The 22491-nt window shown below is 65.2% G+C and carries 21 protein-coding genes; 3 read left to right on the top strand and 18 right to left on the bottom strand.

Annotation, left to right across the window (positions count from 1 at the left end):
• Nucleotides 1-9: 9 nt before the first annotated feature.
• The 4 genes from RR42_RS33460 to RR42_RS33475 form a co-directional block, all read right to left on the bottom strand.
• Nucleotides 10-1095: an SRPBCC domain-containing protein gene (locus tag RR42_RS33460; RefSeq protein ID WP_043356298.1), complete on the bottom strand. Its 1086-nt coding sequence runs from the start codon at nucleotides 1093-1095 to the stop codon at nucleotides 10-12.
• Nucleotides 1092-1475, bottom strand: coding sequence for an ArsR/SmtB family transcription factor (locus RR42_RS33465; RefSeq protein WP_043356300.1), 384 nt, complete (start codon nucleotides 1473-1475; stop codon nucleotides 1092-1094). The genes RR42_RS33460 and RR42_RS33465 overlap by 4 nt, the downstream gene beginning before the upstream one ends.
• Before the next feature lie 75 nt (nucleotides 1476-1550).
• Complete coding sequence (locus RR42_RS33470) at nucleotides 1551-1877, bottom strand: hypothetical protein (protein ID WP_043356302.1); 327 nt, start codon at nucleotides 1875-1877, stop codon at nucleotides 1551-1553.
• A gap of 78 nt (nucleotides 1878-1955) precedes the next feature.
• Nucleotides 1956-2159, bottom strand: coding sequence for a ribbon-helix-helix protein, CopG family (locus RR42_RS33475; protein ID WP_043356304.1), 204 nt, complete (start codon nucleotides 2157-2159; stop codon nucleotides 1956-1958).
• 334 nt (nucleotides 2160-2493) lie between these two features.
• On the opposite strand from RR42_RS33475, the gene RR42_RS33480 reads away from it, so the two are divergent.
• Entirely contained in the window at nucleotides 2494-3309 is an 816-nt protein-coding gene (locus RR42_RS33480; RefSeq protein WP_043356306.1) for a fused MFS/spermidine synthase, read from the top strand.
• 101 nt (nucleotides 3310-3410) lie between these two features.
• Nucleotides 3411-3758 (top strand): YkgJ family cysteine cluster protein, encoded by a 348-nt coding sequence (locus RR42_RS33485; protein ID WP_043356307.1) that lies wholly within the window; start codon nucleotides 3411-3413, stop codon nucleotides 3756-3758.
• A 73-nt stretch (nucleotides 3759-3831) separates the two neighbouring features.
• Here the strand turns inward: RR42_RS33485 and RR42_RS33490 are convergent, their stop codons facing one another.
• From RR42_RS33490 to hppD, 3 genes are all read right to left on the bottom strand, one after another.
• A complete protein-coding gene (locus RR42_RS33490) occupies nucleotides 3832-5034 on the bottom strand; it encodes an amino acid aminotransferase (RefSeq protein ID WP_043356309.1) in 1203 nt (400 codons plus the stop codon).
• Nucleotides 5035-5099: 65 nt separating this feature from the next.
• Nucleotides 5100-6497: an amino acid permease gene (locus tag RR42_RS33495; RefSeq protein ID WP_043356311.1), complete on the bottom strand. Its 1398-nt coding sequence runs from the start codon at nucleotides 6495-6497 to the stop codon at nucleotides 5100-5102.
• Nucleotides 6498-6640: 143 nt separating this feature from the next.
• Nucleotides 6641-7714, bottom strand: a complete 1074-nt coding sequence (gene hppD, locus RR42_RS33500; RefSeq protein ID WP_043356312.1) for a 4-hydroxyphenylpyruvate dioxygenase — start codon at nucleotides 7712-7714, stop codon at nucleotides 6641-6643.
• 235 nt (nucleotides 7715-7949) lie between these two features.
• On the opposite strand from hppD, the gene RR42_RS33505 reads away from it, so the two are divergent.
• Nucleotides 7950-8423, top strand: a complete 474-nt coding sequence (locus RR42_RS33505) for an Lrp/AsnC family transcriptional regulator (RefSeq protein ID WP_043356314.1) — start codon at nucleotides 7950-7952, stop codon at nucleotides 8421-8423.
• 63 nt (nucleotides 8424-8486) lie between these two features.
• Here the strand turns inward: RR42_RS33505 and RR42_RS33510 are convergent, their stop codons facing one another.
• From RR42_RS33510 to RR42_RS33560, 11 genes are all read right to left on the bottom strand, one after another.
• Nucleotides 8487-9761 carry an MFS transporter gene (locus tag RR42_RS33510; protein ID WP_043356316.1) on the bottom strand — a complete coding sequence of 425 codons (1275 nt, stop codon included), beginning with the start codon at nucleotides 9759-9761 and terminating at the stop codon, nucleotides 8487-8489.
• A gap of 118 nt (nucleotides 9762-9879) precedes the next feature.
• Complete coding sequence (locus RR42_RS33515) at nucleotides 9880-10209, bottom strand: hypothetical protein (protein WP_043356317.1); 330 nt, start codon at nucleotides 10207-10209, stop codon at nucleotides 9880-9882.
• Between the two features lie 273 nt (nucleotides 10210-10482).
• Entirely contained in the window at nucleotides 10483-12957 is a 2475-nt protein-coding gene (locus RR42_RS33520) for an ankyrin repeat domain-containing protein (RefSeq protein WP_043356318.1), read from the bottom strand.
• A gap of 304 nt (nucleotides 12958-13261) precedes the next feature.
• Entirely contained in the window at nucleotides 13262-13684 is a 423-nt protein-coding gene (locus tag RR42_RS33525) for a hypothetical protein (RefSeq protein WP_043356320.1), read from the bottom strand.
• A 542-nt stretch (nucleotides 13685-14226) separates the two neighbouring features.
• The gene (locus RR42_RS33530; protein ID WP_082055194.1) at nucleotides 14227-14841 is read right to left on the bottom strand and encodes a hypothetical protein; all 615 of its coding nucleotides are present in this window, start codon (nucleotides 14839-14841) and stop codon (nucleotides 14227-14229) included.
• Nucleotides 14822-15478: a hypothetical protein gene (locus tag RR42_RS33535; RefSeq protein WP_052495146.1), complete on the bottom strand. Its 657-nt coding sequence runs from the start codon at nucleotides 15476-15478 to the stop codon at nucleotides 14822-14824. Before RR42_RS33535 ends, RR42_RS33530 begins: the two co-directional genes overlap by 20 nt.
• A 526-nt stretch (nucleotides 15479-16004) precedes the next feature.
• Nucleotides 16005-16598, bottom strand: coding sequence for an adenylyl-sulfate kinase (cysC, locus tag RR42_RS33540; RefSeq protein WP_043358380.1), 594 nt, complete (start codon nucleotides 16596-16598; stop codon nucleotides 16005-16007).
• 38 nt (nucleotides 16599-16636) lie between these two features.
• Entirely contained in the window at nucleotides 16637-18736 is a 2100-nt protein-coding gene (locus tag RR42_RS33545; RefSeq protein ID WP_144410020.1) for an HlyD family efflux transporter periplasmic adaptor subunit, read from the bottom strand.
• Nucleotide 18737: 1 nt separating this feature from the next.
• Complete coding sequence (locus RR42_RS33550) at nucleotides 18738-20081, bottom strand: efflux RND transporter periplasmic adaptor subunit (protein ID WP_052495147.1); 1344 nt, start codon at nucleotides 20079-20081, stop codon at nucleotides 18738-18740.
• Nucleotides 20078-20911, bottom strand: a complete 834-nt coding sequence (locus RR42_RS33555) for an efflux RND transporter periplasmic adaptor subunit (protein ID WP_236702108.1) — start codon at nucleotides 20909-20911, stop codon at nucleotides 20078-20080. Before RR42_RS33555 ends, RR42_RS33550 begins: the two co-directional genes overlap by 4 nt.
• A 21-nt stretch (nucleotides 20912-20932) precedes the next feature.
• Entirely contained in the window at nucleotides 20933-22453 is a 1521-nt protein-coding gene (locus RR42_RS33560; RefSeq protein ID WP_052495148.1) for a TolC family protein, read from the bottom strand.
• Between the last annotated feature and the right edge of the window lie 38 nt (nucleotides 22454-22491).

Here is a 22491-nt window from a genome sequence, read left to right on the forward strand (position 1 = left end):
GCGGTGGCGTCAGCCCATCTGCGGCTGCGTCGCGACAAAGCTTGGCCGCTCGCGCATCACTGCCTGCGCGCGCCGCACGTTGGGGCATTTCTCCAGCAAGGCGGCGCCCTCGGGAAACATGCCGACGTACGCCAGGATTGGCGCGAGAAACAGGTCCGCCATCGACATCGCCGTGCCGACCAGGTAATCGCGATTGCCGTAGGCTTCGTCGAACGCGCCTAGCTGCGTGGCTATCTCCGGCAGCGCGGCATCGATCACCGCGCGCTCGGGCTGGCCGTTTTCGCCTTTGGGGAAGATGTACTGCAATACGTAGCGGCGCACCATGGCGTCGTAGGCGTGGCAATTGATCAGGCTGATCCATTGCTCGCAGCGCGCATGGCCAATGGCGCCTGCTTGTCGCGCAAGCAGGCTCGGGCCCTCGAAGGCTTCCTCGATATAGGCCAGGATGGCGCGGGTCTCATAGAAGGAAAGCGGGCCATCGCTCAATACCGGAATGCGGCCGAACGGGCTATGCGCAAGCACCTCCGGCGAGTGCGGCGGCACGGGCTGCAGCTTGTAGGCCACGCCCTTCTCGGCCAGCGCCATGCGCACCGTGCGGCAATAGCTGCTGCGCGGGTCCCCGATCACGGTGACGGAGCCGGCGCTGCCCTCCGGGTCCAGGAAATCGCTGAGGCGATTGAACACCGATTGCCAGCCGCCCATGTGCGAATCGCGCTGACCCGCCTCGGGAAAGCCACTGTGGCGCATATGCAGGTGCGTGCCGCCATCCTTGGCGGTCAGCGTGACTTCAATCAGCGTCTTGATCTGCGGCGGCATCGGGCCGGTTTCCCAGAACCAGGTATAGGCAAGGAAATCCGCCCGGTCGATCGCCTGGTACTCGCCGCCCACGATGTGCCTGGCACCATCACGCCCACCCATGACGATGCGGTACCTGCCGCCCACACGCGCGTCGGCGCTGGCCTCCAGCACGTGCATGCCGCGCGGGCAATGCCACTCGGACAGTGCGGCCTGGCTGGTGAATGCGTCGAACACCTTCTCGCGCGGGGCGCGGATGAAGCGGTCCATTTCCAGATGGAAGGTAGCAGCTTGGGTCATGGTTTTTTCCCTCGGGCTTTGCCTGCGTTGCCGGTGCCTTCGGTCGAGCCCGCCGCATGGGTGCGTTCGACGAACTCGACAAGGCGATCGAGATTGCCCTCCCAGTGGCGCCGGTAGGCGCCCAGCCAGTCATGCGCGTCGCGCAGCGCATCCGCGCGCAGATGGCAGATGCGCCAGCGGGCGCTGACTTCCCGCTCGATCAGCCCGGCGTCCGCCAGCACGCGCAGGTGCTTGGAGATGGCCGGAGCCGACATGTCGAACGGCCGCGCCAGCTCGCTCACCGGCGCCTCCCCTTCGGCCAGGCGTGCAAGGATGGCGCGGCGAGTGGGATCAGCCAGTGCGGCAAAGATGGGGGTCAGCGGATCGGTGGAGGATGGCATGGATTCATTTAACCAATAGGTTAAATGAAAGTCAAGAAAGCAGATGGCGTGCCGTCGGCGTGTTGCCGCACCTGGTTAGTGCCCTGAATCACGTACGGCAACGGATCGTGGGGTTGTCCTAAGCCCGACGCGTCGCAAGAGGGTCTGAATGGCAGCGGTGGCGACGTCATCCGTTTCGTGCACATCCTTGAGCACCGCCCGAATCCGCAAGGCCAGTGCTTCGGCAAGCCTGGCAGCCGTCACGCGCAGCGGACAAGCGTCGCATCGCGCATACAGCGCAACATCCCTGACCAGCGTATCGCCTCGGTAGATAGCCACCAGGACTTTGGGTTGGTAGCTACCGTCGACGAGCGCCTTTGCGCGCGGCGTGACGCGATAAGTCACCGCCTCACGCATGGACATCTTCCGATCGTTGCAAGAGCCTGCTCCAGTCTTGTCACGCAGTGACAGCAGTATTGAAATCCGCGATGCGGACAACGGTCACTCGCCGTCCTTCTTGGCCAGAACCGTGGCGCCAACCTGGGACCGGGTTGCATAGGCCACCCCATGCTGCTCCAGATAGTCGCGAATCAACTGACGCACGACCTGTGATGGCGTTTGATCCTGCGCCGCGCACAGTGCCTCAAAGGCTTTCTTCTTCACGGGGTCGATCAACACGGTGAAACGGGCAGTCTTGGATTCCATACGCTTCAGAGTAGTATTGTATGATAATAGCATTATCATTATATACAACTGATCAGCCAAGTGCGGCCTGGCAACCGCCTTCGCCGGAAGGTCTTGAAGGCCTTGAAGGCATGCCGGAACCACGCAATGCGATCTTTAAATATCTTTTATGTCCCTCAGGGCCAATCCGACGACGCTTTTTCGGCCTGAGGCTGAAAGCTGAGCGACTCTCGCCGCGGGCGGGAGCCCAGGCGCGTATCCGGGCCACCGGCACGGACGAAATTGCTGCCGAGAAGTCATCGCCGCGCTGTTGACCGAGTGACAAATCGAATAACAAGCCTGATCGAGCCCGCAGATGGATCCCAGCCGTACCTCCTTTGAAGCCTACTTGAAGTTCCTCTCCGAAGCCCCGGACGACGGCACCCCGACCGTGCTGGAAACCCCGCTTGCACTTTCACTGCATTTCGACGCGCTCGCGACCCAAAGCATCATGTCGCGGCATGACCCCGACAAGCTTGTGCTCGGCTACACGCGGACGATGATGGCTTTTTTGCTGCTGCAGCCGGCACCCGCCAGGATCTCGATGATTGGCCTGGGCGGGGGATCATTGCTCAAGTATTGCTATCGGCATCTTCCGCAGGCAAAGGTTGTTGCCATTGAAATCGATCCGGCAGTGATCGCCTTGCGCGATACCTTCCACATCCCGCCCGACGACGAGCGGCTCGAAGTGGTCTGCGCGGATGGCGCCGAGTATGTCAAGAGTCAGGACGCGCGGCCGGAGGTCATCCTGGTGGATGGCTTTCTCGCCCATGGCATGCCGGCACAATTGGGGAACGCCGCCTTCTACGCAGCGTGCCATGCGCGGCTCGCCGACGATGGGGTACTGGTGGCCAACTACCTCGACAGCGATGCAGATATCCCGTTCTACCTGGAAGAGATCCGTTCGGTGTTCGGGGAATCATTTTCCATCGCCCTGTCCGAGGACAGTTGCAACTACACGCTGTTCGCGTGGAAGGGGGCGCGGGCGCTTCCCTCCCAGGACGAGCTGCTGACGCGGGCTCGCGCCCTGGAAGCCACGCACCCGCTGAATCTGCGGGCGGCCGCGCGTCGCCTGAAGCAGGGCAAACGGCTCGCGTCGGATCACACATTCTGGCAAAAGCTCGCGGGCTGAAGGACTCGGCCAGGATGGCAATCGCAGCGAGCCGTGACGGTTCCGCACCCGGTGCCTGGGCATACGAAACCGGCCACCGGGCCAATGAAGAGGGACGCCAAATGATCAGTCAGAAAATCAGGTTCTTCCGCTCACGGATTCCCGCATTCGCGTGCACCCCGGGCTGCCACGACTGCTGCGGGCCGGTGATGACCTCGACGCACGAGATGTCGCGGCTTCCGGTCAAAAGCGATGCCGAGCACGAAGCCGCGCTGACAGACCTCAGTTGCCCGCATCTTGGCAGCCAGGGTTGCCAGGTCTATGCGGAGCGCCCGCTGATCTGCCGCTTGTTCGGCACGACGCCGCGGCTGCCCTGCCCGAACGGGAACCGGCCCGAGGAGATGGTCGATCCGGAGATAGATCGCCAGATTCAACGCTTCTTCGTTGAAACACGTCACGTGCTGGTTTGAAGCAAACAGCGAGTTCGCCGCCCCGCGCGGGCGGAAAGACCAACTGCCGCGCGGGACGTGGTTCAGCCGCCCGTCAGGCCGCGGGCGCCAGCACGCTGGCAATCGCTTGCGCCACCTGGGTCACGTTGCGCTCGTTCAGCCCGGCCACGCACATGCGCCCCGAACGCAGCAGGTACACGCCGTGCTCCGTGCGCAGGCGGTCCACCTGGTCGGCCGTCAGCCCGGTGTAGGTGAACATGCCACGCTGCGTGAGGTAGCGCGACAGCGCCTCGCCGCTCACGTGGGCGGCCAGGCCCTTGTGGATGGCCGCGCGCATCTTGGCGATGCGCTCGCACTTGCCCGCCAGCTCGCGCTCCCAGATCGTACGCAGCGCCGGCGTGGTCAACACCCGGGCCACCACCCGGGCGCCGTGCGTGGGCGGGTTGCTGTAGTTGGCGCGCACCGCGCCCGTCAGCTGGCCGAGCACCCGGCCGGTTTCTTCGGCGCTGTCGCAAACCACGCTCAGGCCGCCGCAACGCTCGCCGTACAGCGAGAAGTTCTTCGAGAACGAGTTCGCCACCAGGCACGGCACGCCCTGGGCCACCAGCTCGCGTACCGCGAAGGCGTCGTCGTCCAGGCCGGCGCCAAAGCCCTGGTAGGCCATGTCGACGAAAGGCAGCAGCTCATGCTGCTTGAGCAGCGTGATGAGCTGGCGCCATTGGTCGTGGTTCAGGTCCACGCCGGTGGGGTTGTGGCAGCAGGCGTGCAGCAGCACGATGCTGCGCTTGGGGATCAGCCGCAGCGCGTCCAGCATGGCGTCGAACTTCAGGCCGCCGGTGGCGTCGTCGTAGTACGGGTACGTGTTGACGGTGAAGCCCGTGCGCTCGAAGATCACGCGGTGGTTCTCCCAGCTCGGGTCGCTGATCCAGACCTGGGCGTCAGGGAAATAACGCTTGAGGAAATCCGCGCCCACGCGCAGCGCGCCGGAGCCGCCCAGCGTCTGCACCGTCGCGATGCGCCCTTCGGCGCGCGCCTGGCACGGCTGGCCAAAAACCAGCGCCTGCACCGCGTCGCGATATGCCGCAAACCCAGCCATCGGCAGGTAGGGGCGCGGGCCCATGTCGGCCATCAGCGCGGCTTCGGCTTCGCGCACGGCCTGCATCACCGGCAAGCGGCCTTCGTCGTCGAAGTAGATGCCGATGCTCAGGTTGACCTTATCGGTCCTGGGATCGAGTTGAAAGCTCTCGTTGAGGGAGAGGATCGGGTCGCCCGGATAGGCATCGATGTGTTCGAACATTGGATACTCTGGCTGGAGTGCTGGGATGGGTCGGAGCCGGCGGCCGGTGGCCGCCAGGGTCATCATTATGCCGATACGCGCTCGGGCAGCGCCGGTTCGGCGCGCTTCTGCTTTTGCCTGAGACGGTAGCTCAGGCCCAGTACGGCCAGCCATGCCGGAATCAGGTACACCGAGATGCGCAGGCCTGGCGTGAGGTACATCACGTAAAGGATACCTGCCAGGAAGGCCAGGCACACATAGTTTGTCAGCGGGTAGCCCAGGCTCTTGAAGCGCGTTTCCTGGCCGGCTGCGCGCTTGTCGCGGCGGAACTTGAGGTGAATGATGCTGATCATCGCCCAGTTGATGATCAGTGCCGAGACCACCAGCCCCATCAGCAGCTCAAAGGCCTCGCCGGGCATGAAATAGTTGATCACCACGCAAGCCGCGGTGGCCAGCGCGGAAACACCCAGTGCGGCCAGCGGGATCCCGCGCTTGTTGACCTTCAACAGCGCCTTGGGCGCATTGCCCTGCTTGGCCAGCCCGAACAGCATGCGGCTGTTGCAATACACGCCGCTGTTGTAGACCGACAGCGCGGCGGTCAGCACCACGGCGTTCAGCACCGTGGCAACGATGTCGCTGTTCATCGCGTGGAAGATCAGCACGAACGGGCTGCCGCCGGTGACGACCTTCTCCCACGGGTACAGCGAGAGCAACACGCCGAGCGCGCCAACGTAGAAGATCAGGATGCGGTAGATGACCTGGTTGGTGGCTTTGGGAATGGTCTTTTCCGGCTCATCCGCTTCTGCCGCGGTAATGCCCACCAGCTCCAGCCCGCCGAACGAGAACATGATCACCGCCATGGCCATGACCAGGCCGGAGATCCCGTTCGGGAAAAAGCCGCCGTGCTGCCACAGGTTGGACACGCTGGCCTGCGGGCCGGCCGTGCCGGACGCCAGCAGGTAGCCGCCGAACACGATCATGCCGACGATGGCCAGCACCTTGACGATGGAGAACCAGAACTCCATTTCGCCGAAGGACTTGACGCTGGTCAGGTTGATGGCGTTGATCAGCAGGAAGAACCCCAGCGCGGAAGCCCAGGTGGGGATATGCGGCCACCAGTACTGGACATAGATGCCCACCGCCGAGAGCTCCGCCATGCTGACCAGGATATACAGCACCCAGTAGTTCCAGCCCGACATGAAGCCCGCGAAGCTGCCGCAGTATTTGTTGGCGAAATGGCTGAAGGAGCCTGCCACGGGTTCGTCGACCACCATTTCGCCGAGCTGGCGCATGATGAAGAACGCGATGATGCCGGCCACCGCGTAGCCGAGCAGGACCGAGGGCCCCGCCATCTTGATGGTCTGGGCAATGCCCAGGAACAGCCCGGTGCCAATCGCGCCACCTAGCGCAATCAGCTGGATGTGCCGGTTTTTCAAGCCACGCTTGAGCGTCGCGTCTGTATTGTCGGAAGCGTTGGGAACCATCTTTGTCTCTCTACCCACTCTTTTGGAATGTCGGCCTGCGCCTCTCGCGTGTCGCGGGCGCTTCGGCTTCGGCCAGGCACCGCCGGCGCGCAGTCATGCTGCTGCGCCGGCGGTGTTGATATGGTCAGCTTGCCTTGTGGGCCTCAGACCTTGAGCGTGCCGCGCTCAATCTGGTCGCGCTCGAGCGATTCGAACAGCGCCTTGAAGTTGCCTTCGCCAAAGCCTTCGTCGCCCTTGCGCTGGATGAACTCGAAGAACACCGGGCCGAGCGAAGCCTTGGAGAAGATCTGCAGCAGCAGGCGGGGCTTGCCGCCTTCGGTGGTGCCGTCGACCAGGATGCCGCGCGCCTTGAGCTGATCCACGGGCTGGCCGTGGCCGGGCAGGCGCGCTTCCAGGCCGTCGTAGTAATAGTCGTTGGGCGCCGTCATCAGGGGCACGCCGGCCATCTGCAGGCTGTCGATGACTTCGATCAGGTTGTCCGTCAGGAAGGCGATGTGCTGGATGCCTTCGCCATTGAAGGCCATCAGGAATTCCTCGATCTGGCCGCTGCCCTTGGACGATTCTTCGTTCAGCGGGATGCGGATCTTGCCATCCGGCGCGGTCATGGCCTTCGAGGTCAGGCCGGTGTATTCGCCCTGGATATCGAAATAGCGGATTTCGCGGAAGTTGAAGAGCTTTTCGTAGAAATTAGCCCAGTAAGCCATGCGTCCACGGTAGACGTTGTGCGTCAGGTGGTCGATCAGGCGCAGGCCGAGGCCCACCGGATGACGGTCCACGCCATCGATGAATTCGAAGTCGATGTCGTAGATGGACTTGCCTTCTTCAAAGCGGTCGATCAGGTACAGCGGCGCGCCGCCGATGCCCTTGATCGCCGGCAGGCGCAGCTCCATCGGGCCGGTGGCGATTTCCACCGGCTGCGCGCCGAGTTCCAGCGCGCGGGCATAGGCCTTGTGCGAATCCTTGACGCGGAACGCCATGCCGCAGGCGCTGGGGCCGTGCTCGGCGGCAAAGTAGGCAGCCGGGCTGTGCGGCTCGCGGTTGACGATGAAATTGATGTCGCCCTGGCGGTACAGCACCACGTCCTTGGAGCGGTGGCGCGCCACCAGCGTGAAGCCCATCTGCTCGAAGATCGGTTCCAGTAGGTTGGGAGTGGGCGAGGCGAATTCCACGAATTCGAAGCCCATCAACTGCATCGGGTTTTCAAACAGATCGGCCATGGTGTGTTCAACGAAAAGTTGGGGGACGAGAGAAATAATATTGCGGCTCCTGCGCGCCAGCGCATCAATGCGCAGTGCCAGGCACGTGCGGAACAGGCTCTCATTTACCCGTGCGCACTGCTAATCTGGCGTTCAGTGTATATTCCGGGCCGCAAAATAGGATTTCGTAATCCACGCAGGCAAACCCTAAATCATGAGATAAAATTTCACGATTCATGGTGAGTAGGAAACGAAAGTGCACAAAGATGAGCTAGACCGCATCGACCGGCGCCTGCTGGGAGCGTTGCAGGAAAATGGGCGCGCATCCAACCTGGAACTGGCCGACGCCATCCGCCTGTCGCCAGCCCAGACGCTGCGCCGCCACCGGCGCCTGGAAGAGCTTGGCGTGATCAAGCGCTACGAGGCCCGGCTGGACTCCGCTAGCCTGGGCTTCGGCGTGGTGGCCTTTATCCATGTCACGATGGAGCGCGGCCATATCCGGGACCTGTCGAACTTCAAGGGGTTGGTCGCCGAGCTGGCGCAGATCCAGGAGTGCTTCTCCGTGACCGGCGATATCGACTATGTGCTCAAGGTGGTGGCGCGCGACCTGAAGTCGCTGTCGGACTTCCTGCTCGACACCCTGATGCGCATCCCGGGCGTGAGCGGCGTGAAATCCAGCGTCTGCCTGGACGAGATCAAGTGCACCAGCGCCATGCCGCTGGAGCCTTGAGCCCGGACCCTCTGACTGCTGGCGTGCCGAGGCCGCGGGGTTCGGGGCCGGTTCAGCGCCCGTTCAGCGCTTGATCACGGACGGGCTGGATGGGCTGAAGAAATACGGCGCCACGGCAAGCGCCACGACCACGGCAGCCGTGAGAAAGATCGTCGAATAGGTCTTCGCCACCGGCCAGTGCCGGGCGTCGCCCATGCTGGCGATCATGCCGAATCCCCACGACGCCAGCGCCGAGCCCAGGAACACAAAGGTGTTGAGCACGCCAAGCCCGCGCCCGCGTGAAGACGGCGGCACCAGCCCGCGCCCCTGCGCCATGACCAGCGGATGCAGCATGCCGATGGTCGACAGCAAGGCCATCAGCGCCACACCGCTGACGATGCCATGCGTGGGCCAGAGGCTCAGCGCAATGGCGCCCGACATCGCAAAGCAGGACCATCCCGCGATGGTGGTCTTGAGCGAGCTGCGCCGGACCAGCACGGGCAGGAAGAACGCCGTGAGGAACCCGCTCACGCTCAGCAGCGTAAGCGCGATGCCCCGCGAGCCGGAATTCAAGCCGTACACGCTGGCCAGGTAAGGGCCGCTCCATGCGTTGCGGAACGCCGTGCCGGCCGCCATGGCGACGCACATCGGGATCAGGGTCCACAAGGGGACGATGGCCAGCAGCTTGGCGCTTTGCGAGAGCATGGAGCCCAGCGGCACACCGCGCGCCTCGGCATGGCCATCATCGCGCACGAAGCGCCAGACACCGTAGCAGGCCACCACCATGCACAGCGCCGCGACGGACATCGCCACGCGCCAGCCGAGCAGATGCATGGCCCATCCGAGCGGCGCCGTGGCGCACAGCGCGCCGATCATGCCGGTGGCATTGGACTGGCTGACAACCCGCGTGTAGTTTTTCTCGGACAGCTGCTCGGAAGCAAAATGCAGCAGCCCCATGAAGACCGGCGCGCAAGCCAGCCCCAGCCCGGCCTGCGCCAGCATGGCGACGGTACCGTTCGGCGCCAGCGAGAACACCACGGCGGACACCGCGCCAATGGCCAGCAGCAAGGACGTCGGCTTGCCCACACCATACCGGTCGAACGCAATCCCCACGGGAATCTGCGCAACCGCGAATGCCAGGAAGAAGGAGGAAGACAAGGTGCCGAAGCCCGCCGCCGACAGGCCGAAGTCGTGCTGGAGCTCCGGCGCCATCACCGCCAGGCAACTGCGATAGAACTGGCTCAGCGCGAACGCGAAGGTCAGCAGGACGATGCCCCGGCGCGCGCGCCGCGCCAGGGTCTCGGCGTCGGCCGCCGAGGTGAGCTCGCGATGATGCGCAGCGCTGGCCGGATTGTTCAACTTGATGTCTCTTCTCGTGGTAAGGCTGCCTTTTACCAGGCTTGTCCCGCAACTTGCCGGAGCATTCGGGATGCAGGACCGGTATTCTACGCCCGCTCCCGCTGGCCTGCTCCCCGCGCTATGCCCCGGCAGTGAACATCGCGAATGAGGCGATGATCGCGATCAGAAGGATGGGGAACGCCCAATACTGCATGGGAATCCAGAACAGCGTATGGCGCTTGCGCAATTCCACGGATTCCTGCGTGTTGGGATCGACCAGGATGCGCCCAGGACGCGAATTGAGGCGCTTGCCGAGATAGAAGACTGCCGCGGCCGACAGGATCAGCGATAGCACGATGGTCGCGATGTTGGAGAGATTCACCAGCGCGCCTAGCAGGCTCATGACGAGCAGGACGGCAAGGGGCAAGATGACAACCAGAAAACCTAAACCTTGCCAGATCAGAAACATGGAAAACTCCCGGGTATGGATATCAAGCGGATAAAAAGACGAATGCCCCGGATCCGGGGCATTGACGACGAATTATATCCATGCGACGGATAAATCACAAACGAGAATCGCCGGCCGTCTCCTCGTTATGTCGGACCGGGGCTGGTCACAACGCCCTGGAACTCGACTTCCGCCTTCGAAGCCTCGCGGCAATGGGGCAATGCGGAGGATTGCAAGGACGCGGCACCCCGCGCCAAAACCCCGGCATCGGCAGCGGCCAGCGCAAGCTAGCTTTCAGCGCGCGGCGACGCCTCTTTCGATGTAGCGCGCCAACGCATCGGCGCTCACACCGCTATACGGCCTGGCGCGCGCCTTCATGCGCATGTCGCAATTGCCGGCCTTGGCGGCGCCTTGCATGACATGGCTGACCGCACCCGCCATTTCCGGGCTGATGGCCTTGGCGGCATTGCCCAGCTGCCATGACAGCACATCCGCCACGGCCATGCCGCAGCGTTGCGGGTCGCGGTATAGCGCGGCGTCGCGCTCCAGCAGCATCTTTACCTTGGCTTGCTGGCCTAGCTGCATCATGATCACCAGCGGCAGCGCGTCGTTCTGGTCCACGCCGTTGATGCGCATGCCGCCGTCGCTGCGGTCGGTCTGGTCGGCCCCCGCCTTCAGCCACGCCAGGTACAGGTCATCCGGCAGCCATGGCGCGCTCAGCGGCGCGATCGCGTTGTCCTTCATGCCCTGCGCGCTGTTCTGGTAGCTGAGGCTGACGCCGGCCGCAACCATCCGCTCGGCCGTGGCGCGCGCGCTGGCGCGCAGGCCGTCCCACGCGGGGCTGTCCTTGCTGGCTCGCGCGCGTGCCTCCAGGTAGCTCCACGCGCGCAGCAGGGCCGACAGGGGCTCGCTGGTCAGCGGCGCCGCCGGCTTGCGCGAGGCCTGCACCAGCCGGTCTACCAGCGCGGGCTGCAAATAGGAGGCCGAGAGGCGCAGCGCCTCGTCCAGGCCGTTGCGCGCCACAGCGTCCTTGCCGCCATAGCCGCCCACCGAAGCGTCCGCGCCACGATCGAGCACAAAGGCCACGCGCTCCGGGATGGCGAGGGCTGCGCCCGGCTTCAACTCGCCGTCCGACTCGCGCAGCGCTTCCAGCAAGGGCGTTTCCCACATGGGGCTGTTGCCGTAGTACATGCGGATGTAGGCCGCGTTGATGTCGGCACCCTTGGCCAGCAGCTGATCCGCAAACCAGCGCGTGCGCAAGTTGCTGATGGCGGCGTGCAGCACGGTGCGGCCTTTCTTGTCATGCGTGTTCGGATCCGCGCCGTGGGACAGCAGGTATTCCAGCGTGGCGCGATCGTCCCCATAGTAGGACGTGCGCGTGATCAGCAAAGGCGTGCCGTTGATGTCGGGCGCCTCCAGCGAGGCGCCCGCCGCCAGCAGGATGTCCGCGATGGCGTAGCGCTGCGCCAGGGGCCGCTGGTCGCGTCCGTCCGGCATGGCCGAAGCCATCAAGGCCGGGCCCCGGTTCGGCCCGTTCACCTTGACGCCGCCGGCCAGCAAGGCGCGCACGATCGCTTCCTGCTGGTAGTACACCGCCACGCTCAGCGCGGATACGCCATGCTCGTTGACCCCGTTCGGATCCTGGCCGCGCGCCAGTTGCAGGCGCACCGCCTGCAGGTCGCCGGCCTTGATCGCCGGGAAGATCTCCAGGCGCGGCCGGCAGGTGGCCGCGCTCAGTTGCGTCTCGTCCAGCGCGGTGCTGATGCGGGCCGCCACATTGGACGGGATGGCGTTGTTGGACACCAGCCGCAGGCTGCAGTACTGGCGGTAGTCCTCGCGCGCCAGCGCCAGGTAATAGTCGCGCTTTTCCGGGTTGCGCTCGCGCTCGCGCTGCTGCCAGCGCGCGTCCGCGCGGTTCAGGTAGGCGGCGATGCGCGACGGGTCCCGGCGCAGCACCTCGCCCAGGATCAGGTCGGCCTGGGCGGCATCGCCGGTCTCGGCCAGCCAGAATCCGTAGTCGTTCAGTGCGACCAGCGTGTCGGGGTATTCGCCCTTGGGATCGATCTCGCGATAATCCTGCGCCAAAACGAAGGTGCGCAACTGCGCCAGCGCGCGGGCGAATTCCGTGGTCTTCAAGCGGGGGATGGCGCGCGCTGCCTGGTGCAGCGCCCGGAAGGCAGCCAGTGTGTCGACCGGCGGGCGCTGCACGAAGCGCAAGTCGGCCGGCATGGCCGTCAGGCGGCTGGGATAGCTCACCAAGGCTTTGCGCAGCGTGGCCATGGCCTGTGCCTGGCGCGCCGCGTCCCAGGGCCGCGTGCTGGTCACCGTCGCGGTGCCGGCGTCGGCGCGCACCGTGATGGCTTCGCCGGCTGTGTCCACCAGGTAGCCGTTGACCTGCTTGCCGTCGACATCGTTGTAGGTATAGGCCACCCAGTAAAAGGTCTCGTCGCCCCTGGGCGTGGTGACGGACACGTTTTCCTCGTGCGCCGGCCGCCAGGTGCCGGGGTCGATCACCAGCGGCGCAGAGCGAAACGCCAGCCTGGACGTGCTGCCTTCGCGCACGTAGCGGTAGAAGAACAAGCGGTTTTCGACCTGGCCGACCAGCAGCGCATCGCGCGCGTTCTCTGTGCCCCACACGCGCCGCTCAGGCGCGTTCAGGGCATAGCGGCTAAGGCGCATGGCGTCGATCACCGCGCCGATATCGTAGGCCAGCGCGTGGCGCGGCGTGCCGGCGAGGCAGGCTAGTGCCAGCGCCGCGGCGCCGAGCAAGCGGAAGATGCGGGGGAAGCGAGGGAAGCGAGGGAAGCGAGGGAAGCGAGGGAAGCGAGGGAAGCGGGGAACGAAGGAAACGTGGAGAGCTTGAGATTGAGCCGTGGCAGGAATGCGCAACATCCGGGACCGGGAAGAGTGACGGGCGGCCCGATGATACTCCGGTCACCCGTCAATGCCACGATTAATCCACTTTTCATCCGCTTTTCATCCACTTTTGATGCAGTATTCCGTATCGGCAGGCAGGCCGCCAGCAGCCAGCGCCCCGCCCGGTCAGCGGCGGCAGCGCCGGCAACGAGGCCGCTCAGTAATGGCGCACAGGTGTATCCGCCTTCTGGTGCGCGTCCGCGTCGAGCGACTTTTCCGCATCGTCCCCCGAGAGTCCCTTGTAGTACAGGTGCACCCCGATCGCCAGCGAGTCGTGGCGGATTTCCTGGAACGCTTTCCATGCCTTGGCGGGGTCCTTGAAGACCAGGTAGTGCGCTTCCTGCGAGACCAGCGTGGCCACCTCGTGCAGGCCGTGGCCGTGCAGCGTGCTGACCAGCGTGTCGAGGCTTTGGTGCGTGCGCGCGTCGGTGCGCGGGTACAGCATGTGCAGCACGGCCACGCGCTGGTCGGCTACCAGCGCCGACAAGGCGACGACGATCTCCTGGTGGTTGAGCGCGGTAACGACGCTGTCGGCGGCGCCTTGTTGCTTCGGGAACAGTGCTTCGATCGTGGAGCTCATGGGTTCACTTCCTTTCCTGCTGACTTGGGTGAAGGCGCACCGGGGGTGCGCCCGGGCACGAGGCCCCGCCAACGGCATGAAATCCTGCTTGCCGCTGACAGAGCGCGACATGATCACTGGACACCCTCGGGTTAACGCCGCGCCCGGGGTTCTCGCCGACATCCAGTGCGGCATGGCGATGCACGAATTTACTCCTGTCCGGTGATTAGGGGAAACCCTGAGATACACCGATACACTTTCCCGCACGCCAGACAATGCCGCCGGGCCCGCGCCAGCACTGGACGAGGCGCCTGCGTTTCTACTGGCGCAATGCATCAATCCGGATTCCGCAACGCCCTGCGATCACGCCGTGGCGTCGAATGCCTCGTGATAGCGCAGGGCGCAGGCGCGCCCGGCACGACCCCTGAATCGTTAGCACCGCTGCCAAGCTCAACCGCTGGCAGCGCGAGACGCTCCCGCCAACCAATATCCTCCGGCGATCGTTCACGCAATGGATACAGGCCGCGGTCGCGGCCTGTTTGAAGCACCGCAGCCTGGCTATGTTATGGCTTTGCGAGTGCGGACTGGAAGGCAGGATCCACCAACAAAACGCCCACCAGCTTGCGGTAGAGCGCCTCGTACTGCCCAGCTGCCTGCGGGATGGCAACCGCGCCGACGAAGGGCGAGTCCCACGTGGCATTGACATCGAGCTGCTTGTCGTAGCACACGTTGCCGGCGCGGGTCACGACAAAACGGGCTCCGAGCGATGCTGTTCCCTGGCCAATTGGCGCATCTACCTGGCTGTCCGATAAAACACCGGTCACTACGGCATCCGCGCCAGGATCCAGCAAGCCGGCAGAAGCCAGTTCCACCCGCAACGTTTGCCGTAAATACTGCGCAAAGGAATCCTCGACAGGCGAACGCAGCTTATTGCTCCGGATGCTGACGCCCTGGTCCAGCCCCGCACCCTTTGCCGGGTCTGGTGTAAAACGGCCGACCTCCACGGGCGCCAGGCCGGCCCCACGGAGCTTTGCCGCGTTCTCGATCGTCGCCTTCGGCTGACCCATGCGCATCTCCGCGCAACCCGCCAGCTGCAGCAGCCCTGCCATGCAAATCAGCAGGGCTGCCAAGCGGCAGGCACGCCCGCGAACGCCAGCATCAATGGAAGGATGCGTCATCGGACAGGTCCTTCAAGGCATTGCTCAGCACATCGCGCGTCATCTTCTGAGCCGCTACTGCCATGCTCTCGGACTTCACGGCACCGGCAGGGGGGCTGGCATTGCCCAGCGTCGTATGGATGGCGTGGCGCGCCGTCTTCACGATGGGGGTGGATTGCCCGGCCGGAAGATAGCTGACGGTACAGATATAGCCATCCGTAACGGCACTGCCCGCCAGGCCAAAGGTGAGTCCCGTCACGAAGCCCTTGCTCGCCGCGTCCGTGGTCAAGGGAACATTATTGAGTGTCACGCTGAGCAGGGAAGCACCCGGCACCGGCTCTGTTGCAACAGTGGAAAACAGGCCGCTCTCCTTAACCTGCTTGGCCACATCTTCCTTCAAGAAACTCGTGACCCGTGCATTGGGCGCGCCCTTTGTCTGGAACTCGAACACGAGTTGCACTTGCTTTGGCTGATCCGGCTTTTTCATGCTGGCTACGGGGACCTCCTTGGTCGCGGTATCCACATAGGTGCTGGCACATCCGGTCAGCAGCGCGGCGCCGCTGACCAACAAGGCTAGCGAGAGCTGACGAATGAAAGAACGACCCGAATTACCTGAATTACCCGAATTACCCGAATGATTTCTGTTCTTGTATTGCATGACTCTTCTTCTGTTTATTGGGTTTTATCCGTCAGGCTACGGGTGACCGAGATGCCCGCCAGCCAAAGGATAGCTACCACAAAGTGGCGGCATTCATAGTAACGGACAGGTAAAGCGGAGATAGACCCTACCGAGGGAGGGGGCGCGTAGCAAACAGGGTGCCGCGCACAGACGAACGAAATGATCGCATCAACGTCAGTACTGGGAATCTGACGGATGCGCCGATTGCCTTCAAGCTAGTGCAGCCAAGTCCCGCACCGGTCGCCGCGATTTCGGCCAACGCGGCCCCGGGGATCGCCAGGCAGCATCGGCCATTGCCTGGCTCCGTTTTCCGCGCCGGGCTTCGCGCCGAACGCGCCGAGGAAGATCACCAGCGATAAGGCGGAAACTGTCGGCTTACCGAGCTTGATTCGATAGGACATGGATGCGTGTTCGATGCGTTACAGTGCGCGGCCAATGTCGACAGCGCGTGGCCCAATGCAATGCGCCAGCCAATGGATCAGGCGTTCGGGCGGGCGCTTTTGTTTCATGCCTGCGCTGTCCACGACGCCCGCGCCGCCAGCACCTCGCAGATCAAATCCGCCGCCTGCTCCGGCCCGACGACTTCGGTATCGATCGCCAGGTCAGGCGCAAGGGGGGCTTCGTACGGAGCGCTCAGGCCGGTGAACTGGCTGATCTGCCCGGCCGACGCCCTGGCATAGAGCCCCTTGGCATCGCGCTGCGCGCAAGCCGCGAAGCTGGCGCTGAGAAACACTTCAACGAACGCATCCCCGCCGATGATCTCGCGCGCCTGCTGGCGCTGGCTGCGCAGCGGCGAGATGAATGCCGCCACCACCCACAGGCCGCTGCGATTGGCGAGCCTGGCCACTTCAGCGGCGCGGCGGATGTTCTCCGTGCGGTCCGCGTCCGAAAAGCCCAGATCGCGGTTGAGGCCAGCGCGCATTTCATCGCCATCGAGCAGCAGCACCGGATGGCCGGCGGCCAGCATCCGCTTGCGCAGGGCGTGGCTGAGCGTGGTCTTGCCCGCCCCTGATAGCCCGGTGATCCAGATCGTTCCCGGCCGGCGCCCGGTGTCGTGCGTTGCATCTGGCGTGAGGTGCGTAAGGTGCGTGAGGTGCATGCTGTGCGTGATCCGGTATTTGGCGTCGGGCTGCGCGATCAAAGGCCGCGTTCGCGCTGCATCAGACCCAGCAGCGCAGTCCAGGCATCGCCCGCCAGGCTATGGCGCTGGCGCGCCAGCAGCACGGTACCGGGCAGTTCGCGAGAAAGAGGGAGCGAATCGCAATGCGACAAGCGCACGCGGAAGATGGCCGTGGTGGGCGCCAGCCCGTTGTGCTGGCTGCGCGTGACCGCGATGGGGCCGCCATAGAGGCTGGCCAGCGTGCGCTGCTCCAGGCCGGCTACATTGACCTGGTCCGTCTGCGCGGCGGTGCAGCGCACCGAGCCGAATTCCGGGAGGTTGGCGACAAAGACGCCGCTGCTGCCGGCGGTGAGCGCGGCATGGTCTTGCTCGCCGATGAAGGCCTCCGCCTTGAGCTCGCTACCCTGGCCGACGATATGGTAAAGCGGTTCGCCGCGCGCCAGCCATGCGCCATCGGCGAGGAACAGGTTGGCATCCACCACGCGCCCGGCGAACGGTGCGCGCACTTCCATGCGCTTGCGCTCTTCGGCAAGGCCCGCCACCTCCGCCTGGGCGGCGGCCCAGCGGCGGCGCAGCACATCGCCCTCCTCGCGCAGTTTGGTGGCAAACGGCTGCTGCTCCATTTGCCAGCGCAGTTGCTGCGCCTGCGCCTGCGCGGCGGCCAGGCGGAAGTCCAGTTCCGGCGAGACCAGCTGCGCCAGCAACTGGCCTGCGGCGACAGTCTGCCCGGCTTGCACCGCGCCGCCGCTCACATAGCCGGGCTGGGCCGCATAGAGCGACTGGCTCTGGCTGGCGCTGAGCACGGCCGGTGCGCGAATGGTGCCGCCCCAGGGGATCACGACCACGGCCAGCAGCACGCCGAGCAAGACCACGGCGCGCCGGGTCTGCGCGTTCCAGTGGATATCCGCACGGCGGTGGCGCCACGCCAGCACTTCGCGAACGACCGGCATGACGATGAACACGCCAAGCTCGATGGCCAGCAGGGCCAGCCCCAGCGTCTTGAAAAACAGGTGATAGACGGTCAGCGCGATGCCAAAGAACAAGCCGAGCCGGTAAAGCCAGGTCAGGATGGCGAAGACAATGAGGAAGCGGCGCCGCGAGGCGGAAAAGGATTCGGGTGCCGGATCCGCGAAGCCGAACAGCCGCTCCCGCAGCCACCAGCGCGCCATCGCGAATGCCCGGTCGTGCAGGTTGGGCATATTGAGCCAGTCCGCCAGCAGGAAGTAGCCGTCGAAGCGCATGAACGGGCTGGCATTGATGGCGAGGGTCAGCAGCCACGTGCTGGTTGCCAGCATGAACGCGCCCGCACGCAGCGGCCCGTCCGGCAGGAAGCTCCACGCCACCGTGGCAAAGGCGGCCAGCGCCAGTTCCGAGAGCATGCCGGCGGCGCCGATCTTGAGCCGGTCCTCGCGCCGCATCAGCTTCCAGGCTTCGTTGGTGTCCGTATAGAGTACCGGCCACATCACCAGGAAGGCGACCCCCATGGTGGGTACGCGGCAGCCGTAACGGTAGGCGGTAGCGGCGTGGCCCAGTTCATGCAGCACCTTGGCCAGCGACAGCGCCAGCCCGATGCCCAGCAATCCCTGCAGGCCCGCATAGGAGGCAAAGGTATGGGTAAATTCATCCCAGCGGCGCGAGACCAGGTAAAGGCCAAGCAGGGCCACCAGCCCCACGCCCCACCAGAAGCGCGGCTTGAACGCCCATTCGACCCACGGCGCGCAGCGCTGCAGCATGGGCATGGGCCGCACCAGCGGCACGCGGAAGAACAAGTAATGCTTGAGCAGCCACATGGCCTTGCTCACGCGGTGCGCGCCCGCGATGCGGCCCAGACGCGCGCTGTCCTGCGCCCGCCACGCAAGCAGCAGGTTGTGCCGGTGGAGCAGCTGCACCACCGCTTCGAGTTCGTCCTCGCCCACGGTCAGCGTGGTCTCGCGGTTCACCGCATCGAGCAGCGCGCGCGCTTCGCCAAGCGGCCAGCGCGAGAGGATCTCGAATGCCGGCCAGGATAGTTGATAGAACTTGTTGGCGGCCGGATCGTGCAAGGTCCAGGTGGGTGCGCCGCTGGGCTCGGCCGGACCGGGGTGCAGCGTGAGGTCCTGGCGTAATGGGGGCAACACGTTAAATGCCTATCCACTGGCGCGCGACCGTCAACGGACGGCGCAGCGCATGATAGAGAAAAGGAACCCAGCCGGCCGACAGCCGCGCGGTGCCGCGCAGGCCAAGCCGCGGCAGGTCCTTGGCGGCAAAGCTGGCGCGCACGCGGTAGGCCAGCACGCCGCCATCGGTTTCGGCCGCAGCGTAGGATACGCTGATGATGCGGGCATCGAATGCCTGGGTCGGGTTGGCGTCCGGGTAAAAAGTGATCGTGTCGCCGGCCTGGATGCTGACCTGCTCGGCCACCGGCATCTGCGCGGTGAGTTCCACCTTGGCCGGGTCGGCCAGCAGCAAGACCTTCTCGCCAATGGTGACGGCCTTGCCCTGCCAGTCGTTCACATCGCCGAAAACGGCCACGCCCTCGCGCTCGGCCTTGACCTGCACGCGCGCCAGCTGCCTGGCGGTGTAGTCGAGTTCCAGCGCCTTCTGGTCCAGTTCCCCGCGGGTCTGGGCCATCTTGAGGCGGCTCTCGTCGTCGGTCACCGCCATCTGCGCGGACTGGCGGTACGTCTCCTGCGCCGTATCGTAAGCGCGCTCGGCCACGGCGCGGCGGGTCTGCAGCGCCACCGTGTCCAGGCTGAACAGCGGCGCGCCTTGCGGCACCGGCTGGTTCGGCTGGACGTACACGCGTTCGATCACGCCATCGAGCGGCGCGCGCACCAGGAACGGATCCCGCGCAGACACCTCGGCCGGGGCCAGCACCGTGAGCCGCATGGGAATGAGGCAGACCACCAGCAGGCCGAGCAGGACCCGGCGGCGGGTTCGCCCCGGCCGCAGCATGGCCTTGAGCCGCTGGCCCAGCGGCTGCGCGGGCCGGAACGCCGCCAGGGCGTGGCCGTAGGCATGCGTGACTTCGGCCAGCACCGCCAGCTCGTGCTCGGTAAACGGCGCTTCGCGCGCGAGCAGCAGCGCGCCGTCGCGCCGGCCGAGCTGGTCTTTGAGCGGCAGCCACAGGGCGTGCGCGGGCAGCCAGTCTGCCCAGTCGGCGCTGGTTTTAGCGGGCGCGGCACCCGCATCGACGGGCGTGGTATCGGCGTGGGCATGAGCCAGCCCACGGCAGAGCTGGGTCAGCCATTGCAGATAAGGCGCGTTGGGGTCGACCTGCGGCAGGCCGGATACGGCCGAGACCTGGCCCAGGCCGCTCTCCAGCCAGACCGCCGCCTGCCGGTACGGCACGAGGCTGAGCGTCTCGTTGGCCATCACAAACCCGAGCGCCTCCACGCTTTGCGCTTCGCGCGCGCGGCGCTCCAGCTGCAGCAGCGCGAGCAGCGGGGCAACCGCCGTTGGTGCATCGGCGCCTTGCGTCATTTGTCCGCGAAACTCGCCCAGCCGCTCATGCCCGGCAGCAAGGAAGCCTGGCTGCCGTCGATCTTGCCGGTGATGGAAATCGCCTGGCTCACCGGGTCGATCCTGGCGCCGATGCGGCTGACCTTGGCCGGGAACGACTGGTTGAGCTCATCGACCAGGACCGTGAACGGCGTGCCGGGCTTGATGCGCGCCAGCCACCTGGACGGCACGATCATCTGCAGCTCAAGATCGCTGGAATCGACAATCTCAAGCAGCGGCTTACCCGGCGTGACAAACTCGTGCGCCATCGCCAGGCGCTTTGTCACGCGGCCCGAGAACGGCGCCGCGATGCTGCACTTGCTGACGGTGGAGCGCATATAGGCGGCCTCCGCGGCCGATTCCTTGGCCTTGGCTTGCGCCTGCTCGATCTCCAGCTTGCCGACCGAGTTCAGTTCCGCCAGGCGCTTGTTGACGGCAAGCACCTGCTGCGCGGCCTCGGCCGAGGCGTCGGCCTTGCGCAGCTGCGCGCTGAACAGCGCGCAGTCGAACGAGACCAGCGTCTGGCCGGCGCGGAAGCTGTCGCCGTCACGCAACGGCAGGCGGTCGATCTTGGCGTTGATCTCGCTGGAGATGGTGGCGAACTCGCGCGCTGCCAGCTGGGTCCGGATTCGGCCATCCTTGTCGGCGCCGGCAAACGTGGTGGGCGCGGCCACGGGTGCGGCACCAGCCGCTGCTGCCACCAGCAGCAGCGGCAGCAAAGCAGTGGCGTTTAATGCAAAGCGTTTCATTACGGAGTGACGGTAAGACTGGATTACGGGATGACTGGCTTGCTCGATTGCTTGGTTGCTCAATTCGATTGCCTGGCTGCTTGATTACTGAGCCTGCTTGGGCGGCTCAACCAAGGTCTTCTCGTGCTCGGCGATGGCCGCGCGCAAGGTCGGCAGGTCATAGCCGCCAACCGCGGTCGGCAACGGGTCCAGGCCCAGGGTTGCCATCATCTGGCCAGAGGCATTCTGCAGCGCGCCATAGGCTTGATACAGCCGCAGCTCGGACATCACCGCGCTGGCGCCTGCCCGAATCTCGGCCAGCTTGCCGGTTGCATCGGAACGGGTGGCATTCTGCGTATGCGTCAGGATGCGCTGATCGACGTCGTTCATCTTGCCGGACAACTCGAAGGCACGCTTGTAGCCGATGTAACCACGATATGCCACGTGCACCTGCGTCAGCACCGCCATGTTCAGCGCCAGGCGCTGCTGCTTGGCGACTTCATACTGCGCATCGGCGGCGGCACGGATGTTGCCGGCGTTGAGCAGGTTGAGCAGGTTCCAGCTCATGCGCAGGCCGATGTTGTTCCAGGCGTTGTTCACCAGGAAGTTGTCGGTGTCGAAGTTCGCGCCCAGCTGGAAGGTCACGCCCGGCAGCAGCTTGGCTAGGGCCTTCTTGGTTTCATCCAGGCCAATGCGCTCGTTGTAGCCCGCCTCGACCAGTTCGGGCCGGTTGACCAGGGCGGTTTCTTCCATCTTGTCGGCGGCCACCGGTAGCTTGGGCAGGCTGAAGCCCGTTGGCGCGGCCAGCGTGTAGTCATCGCCCGGCGGCACGTTCATGATCGAGGCCAGGCGCGGCTTGGCTTGCGCCAGCTCGTCGCGCACGGCTTCGAGCTGGCGCAGGATGTCCAGCAGCTGGCGCTGGTAGTTCAGCGTTTCCAGCGGCGACTGCAGCCTCTCCTTCTCGATGCGCTGGGAGTCGTCCAGCGCCGCTTGCGTCAGCTTGAGGATGGGTTCGACCTTGGCTTCGAGCTGCTGCGCGCCCACGGCTTGCCAGTAGGCTTGCCTGACCTGCTGCATCATCAGGTGAACCACCTTGCGGCGGCGCTCGCTCATCACCAGCACGCGGTCGGCCTGCTGGCGCGCGGTGTAGTAGCTGACGCCGAAGTCCAGCACGTTCCACGACAGGTTCAGGTCGCCGTTATAGTGCGAGCGCTCGGACGAGGTCGACGGCACCAGGGACTGCTGCCCGGTGACCACGTCCCTGGAGGACGAGGCGAGTTCGTTGCTGCGCCAGGCGTAACCGGCGTCGGCCGTCAGGCGCGGCAGCATGTCCCAGCGCGACAGGTCGAGCTGGCGCTGCGCCATGGCTTCTTCCATCAGTTTGAGCCGGCCGTCGAGGTTGTACTTCAGCGCGCGCGCCATGGCCTCCTCGAGCGTAACCGGGCCGGCCAGCGCCTCCTGGTTCTGGAACATCGCCTGGCGTTGGTCAGGCAGCTCGGCCTGGCGCTCGGCCAGGGTGGTGGCGACGGGCTGGATGGCACAGCCGCCCAGCATCGCGGTGGCGGCCAGCACGGAAACCAGCCGTTTGGGTCCGGGTTGGACAAGGCGAGAGATAGCGTTCGACAACGGATTTTCCTCTTTCCGGGGATGCTGCGTTTTATATT

The sequence above is a fragment of the Cupriavidus basilensis genome (assembly GCF_000832305.1).
GTDB classification, from domain to species: Bacteria; Pseudomonadota; Gammaproteobacteria; order Burkholderiales; family Burkholderiaceae; genus Cupriavidus; species Cupriavidus basilensis_F.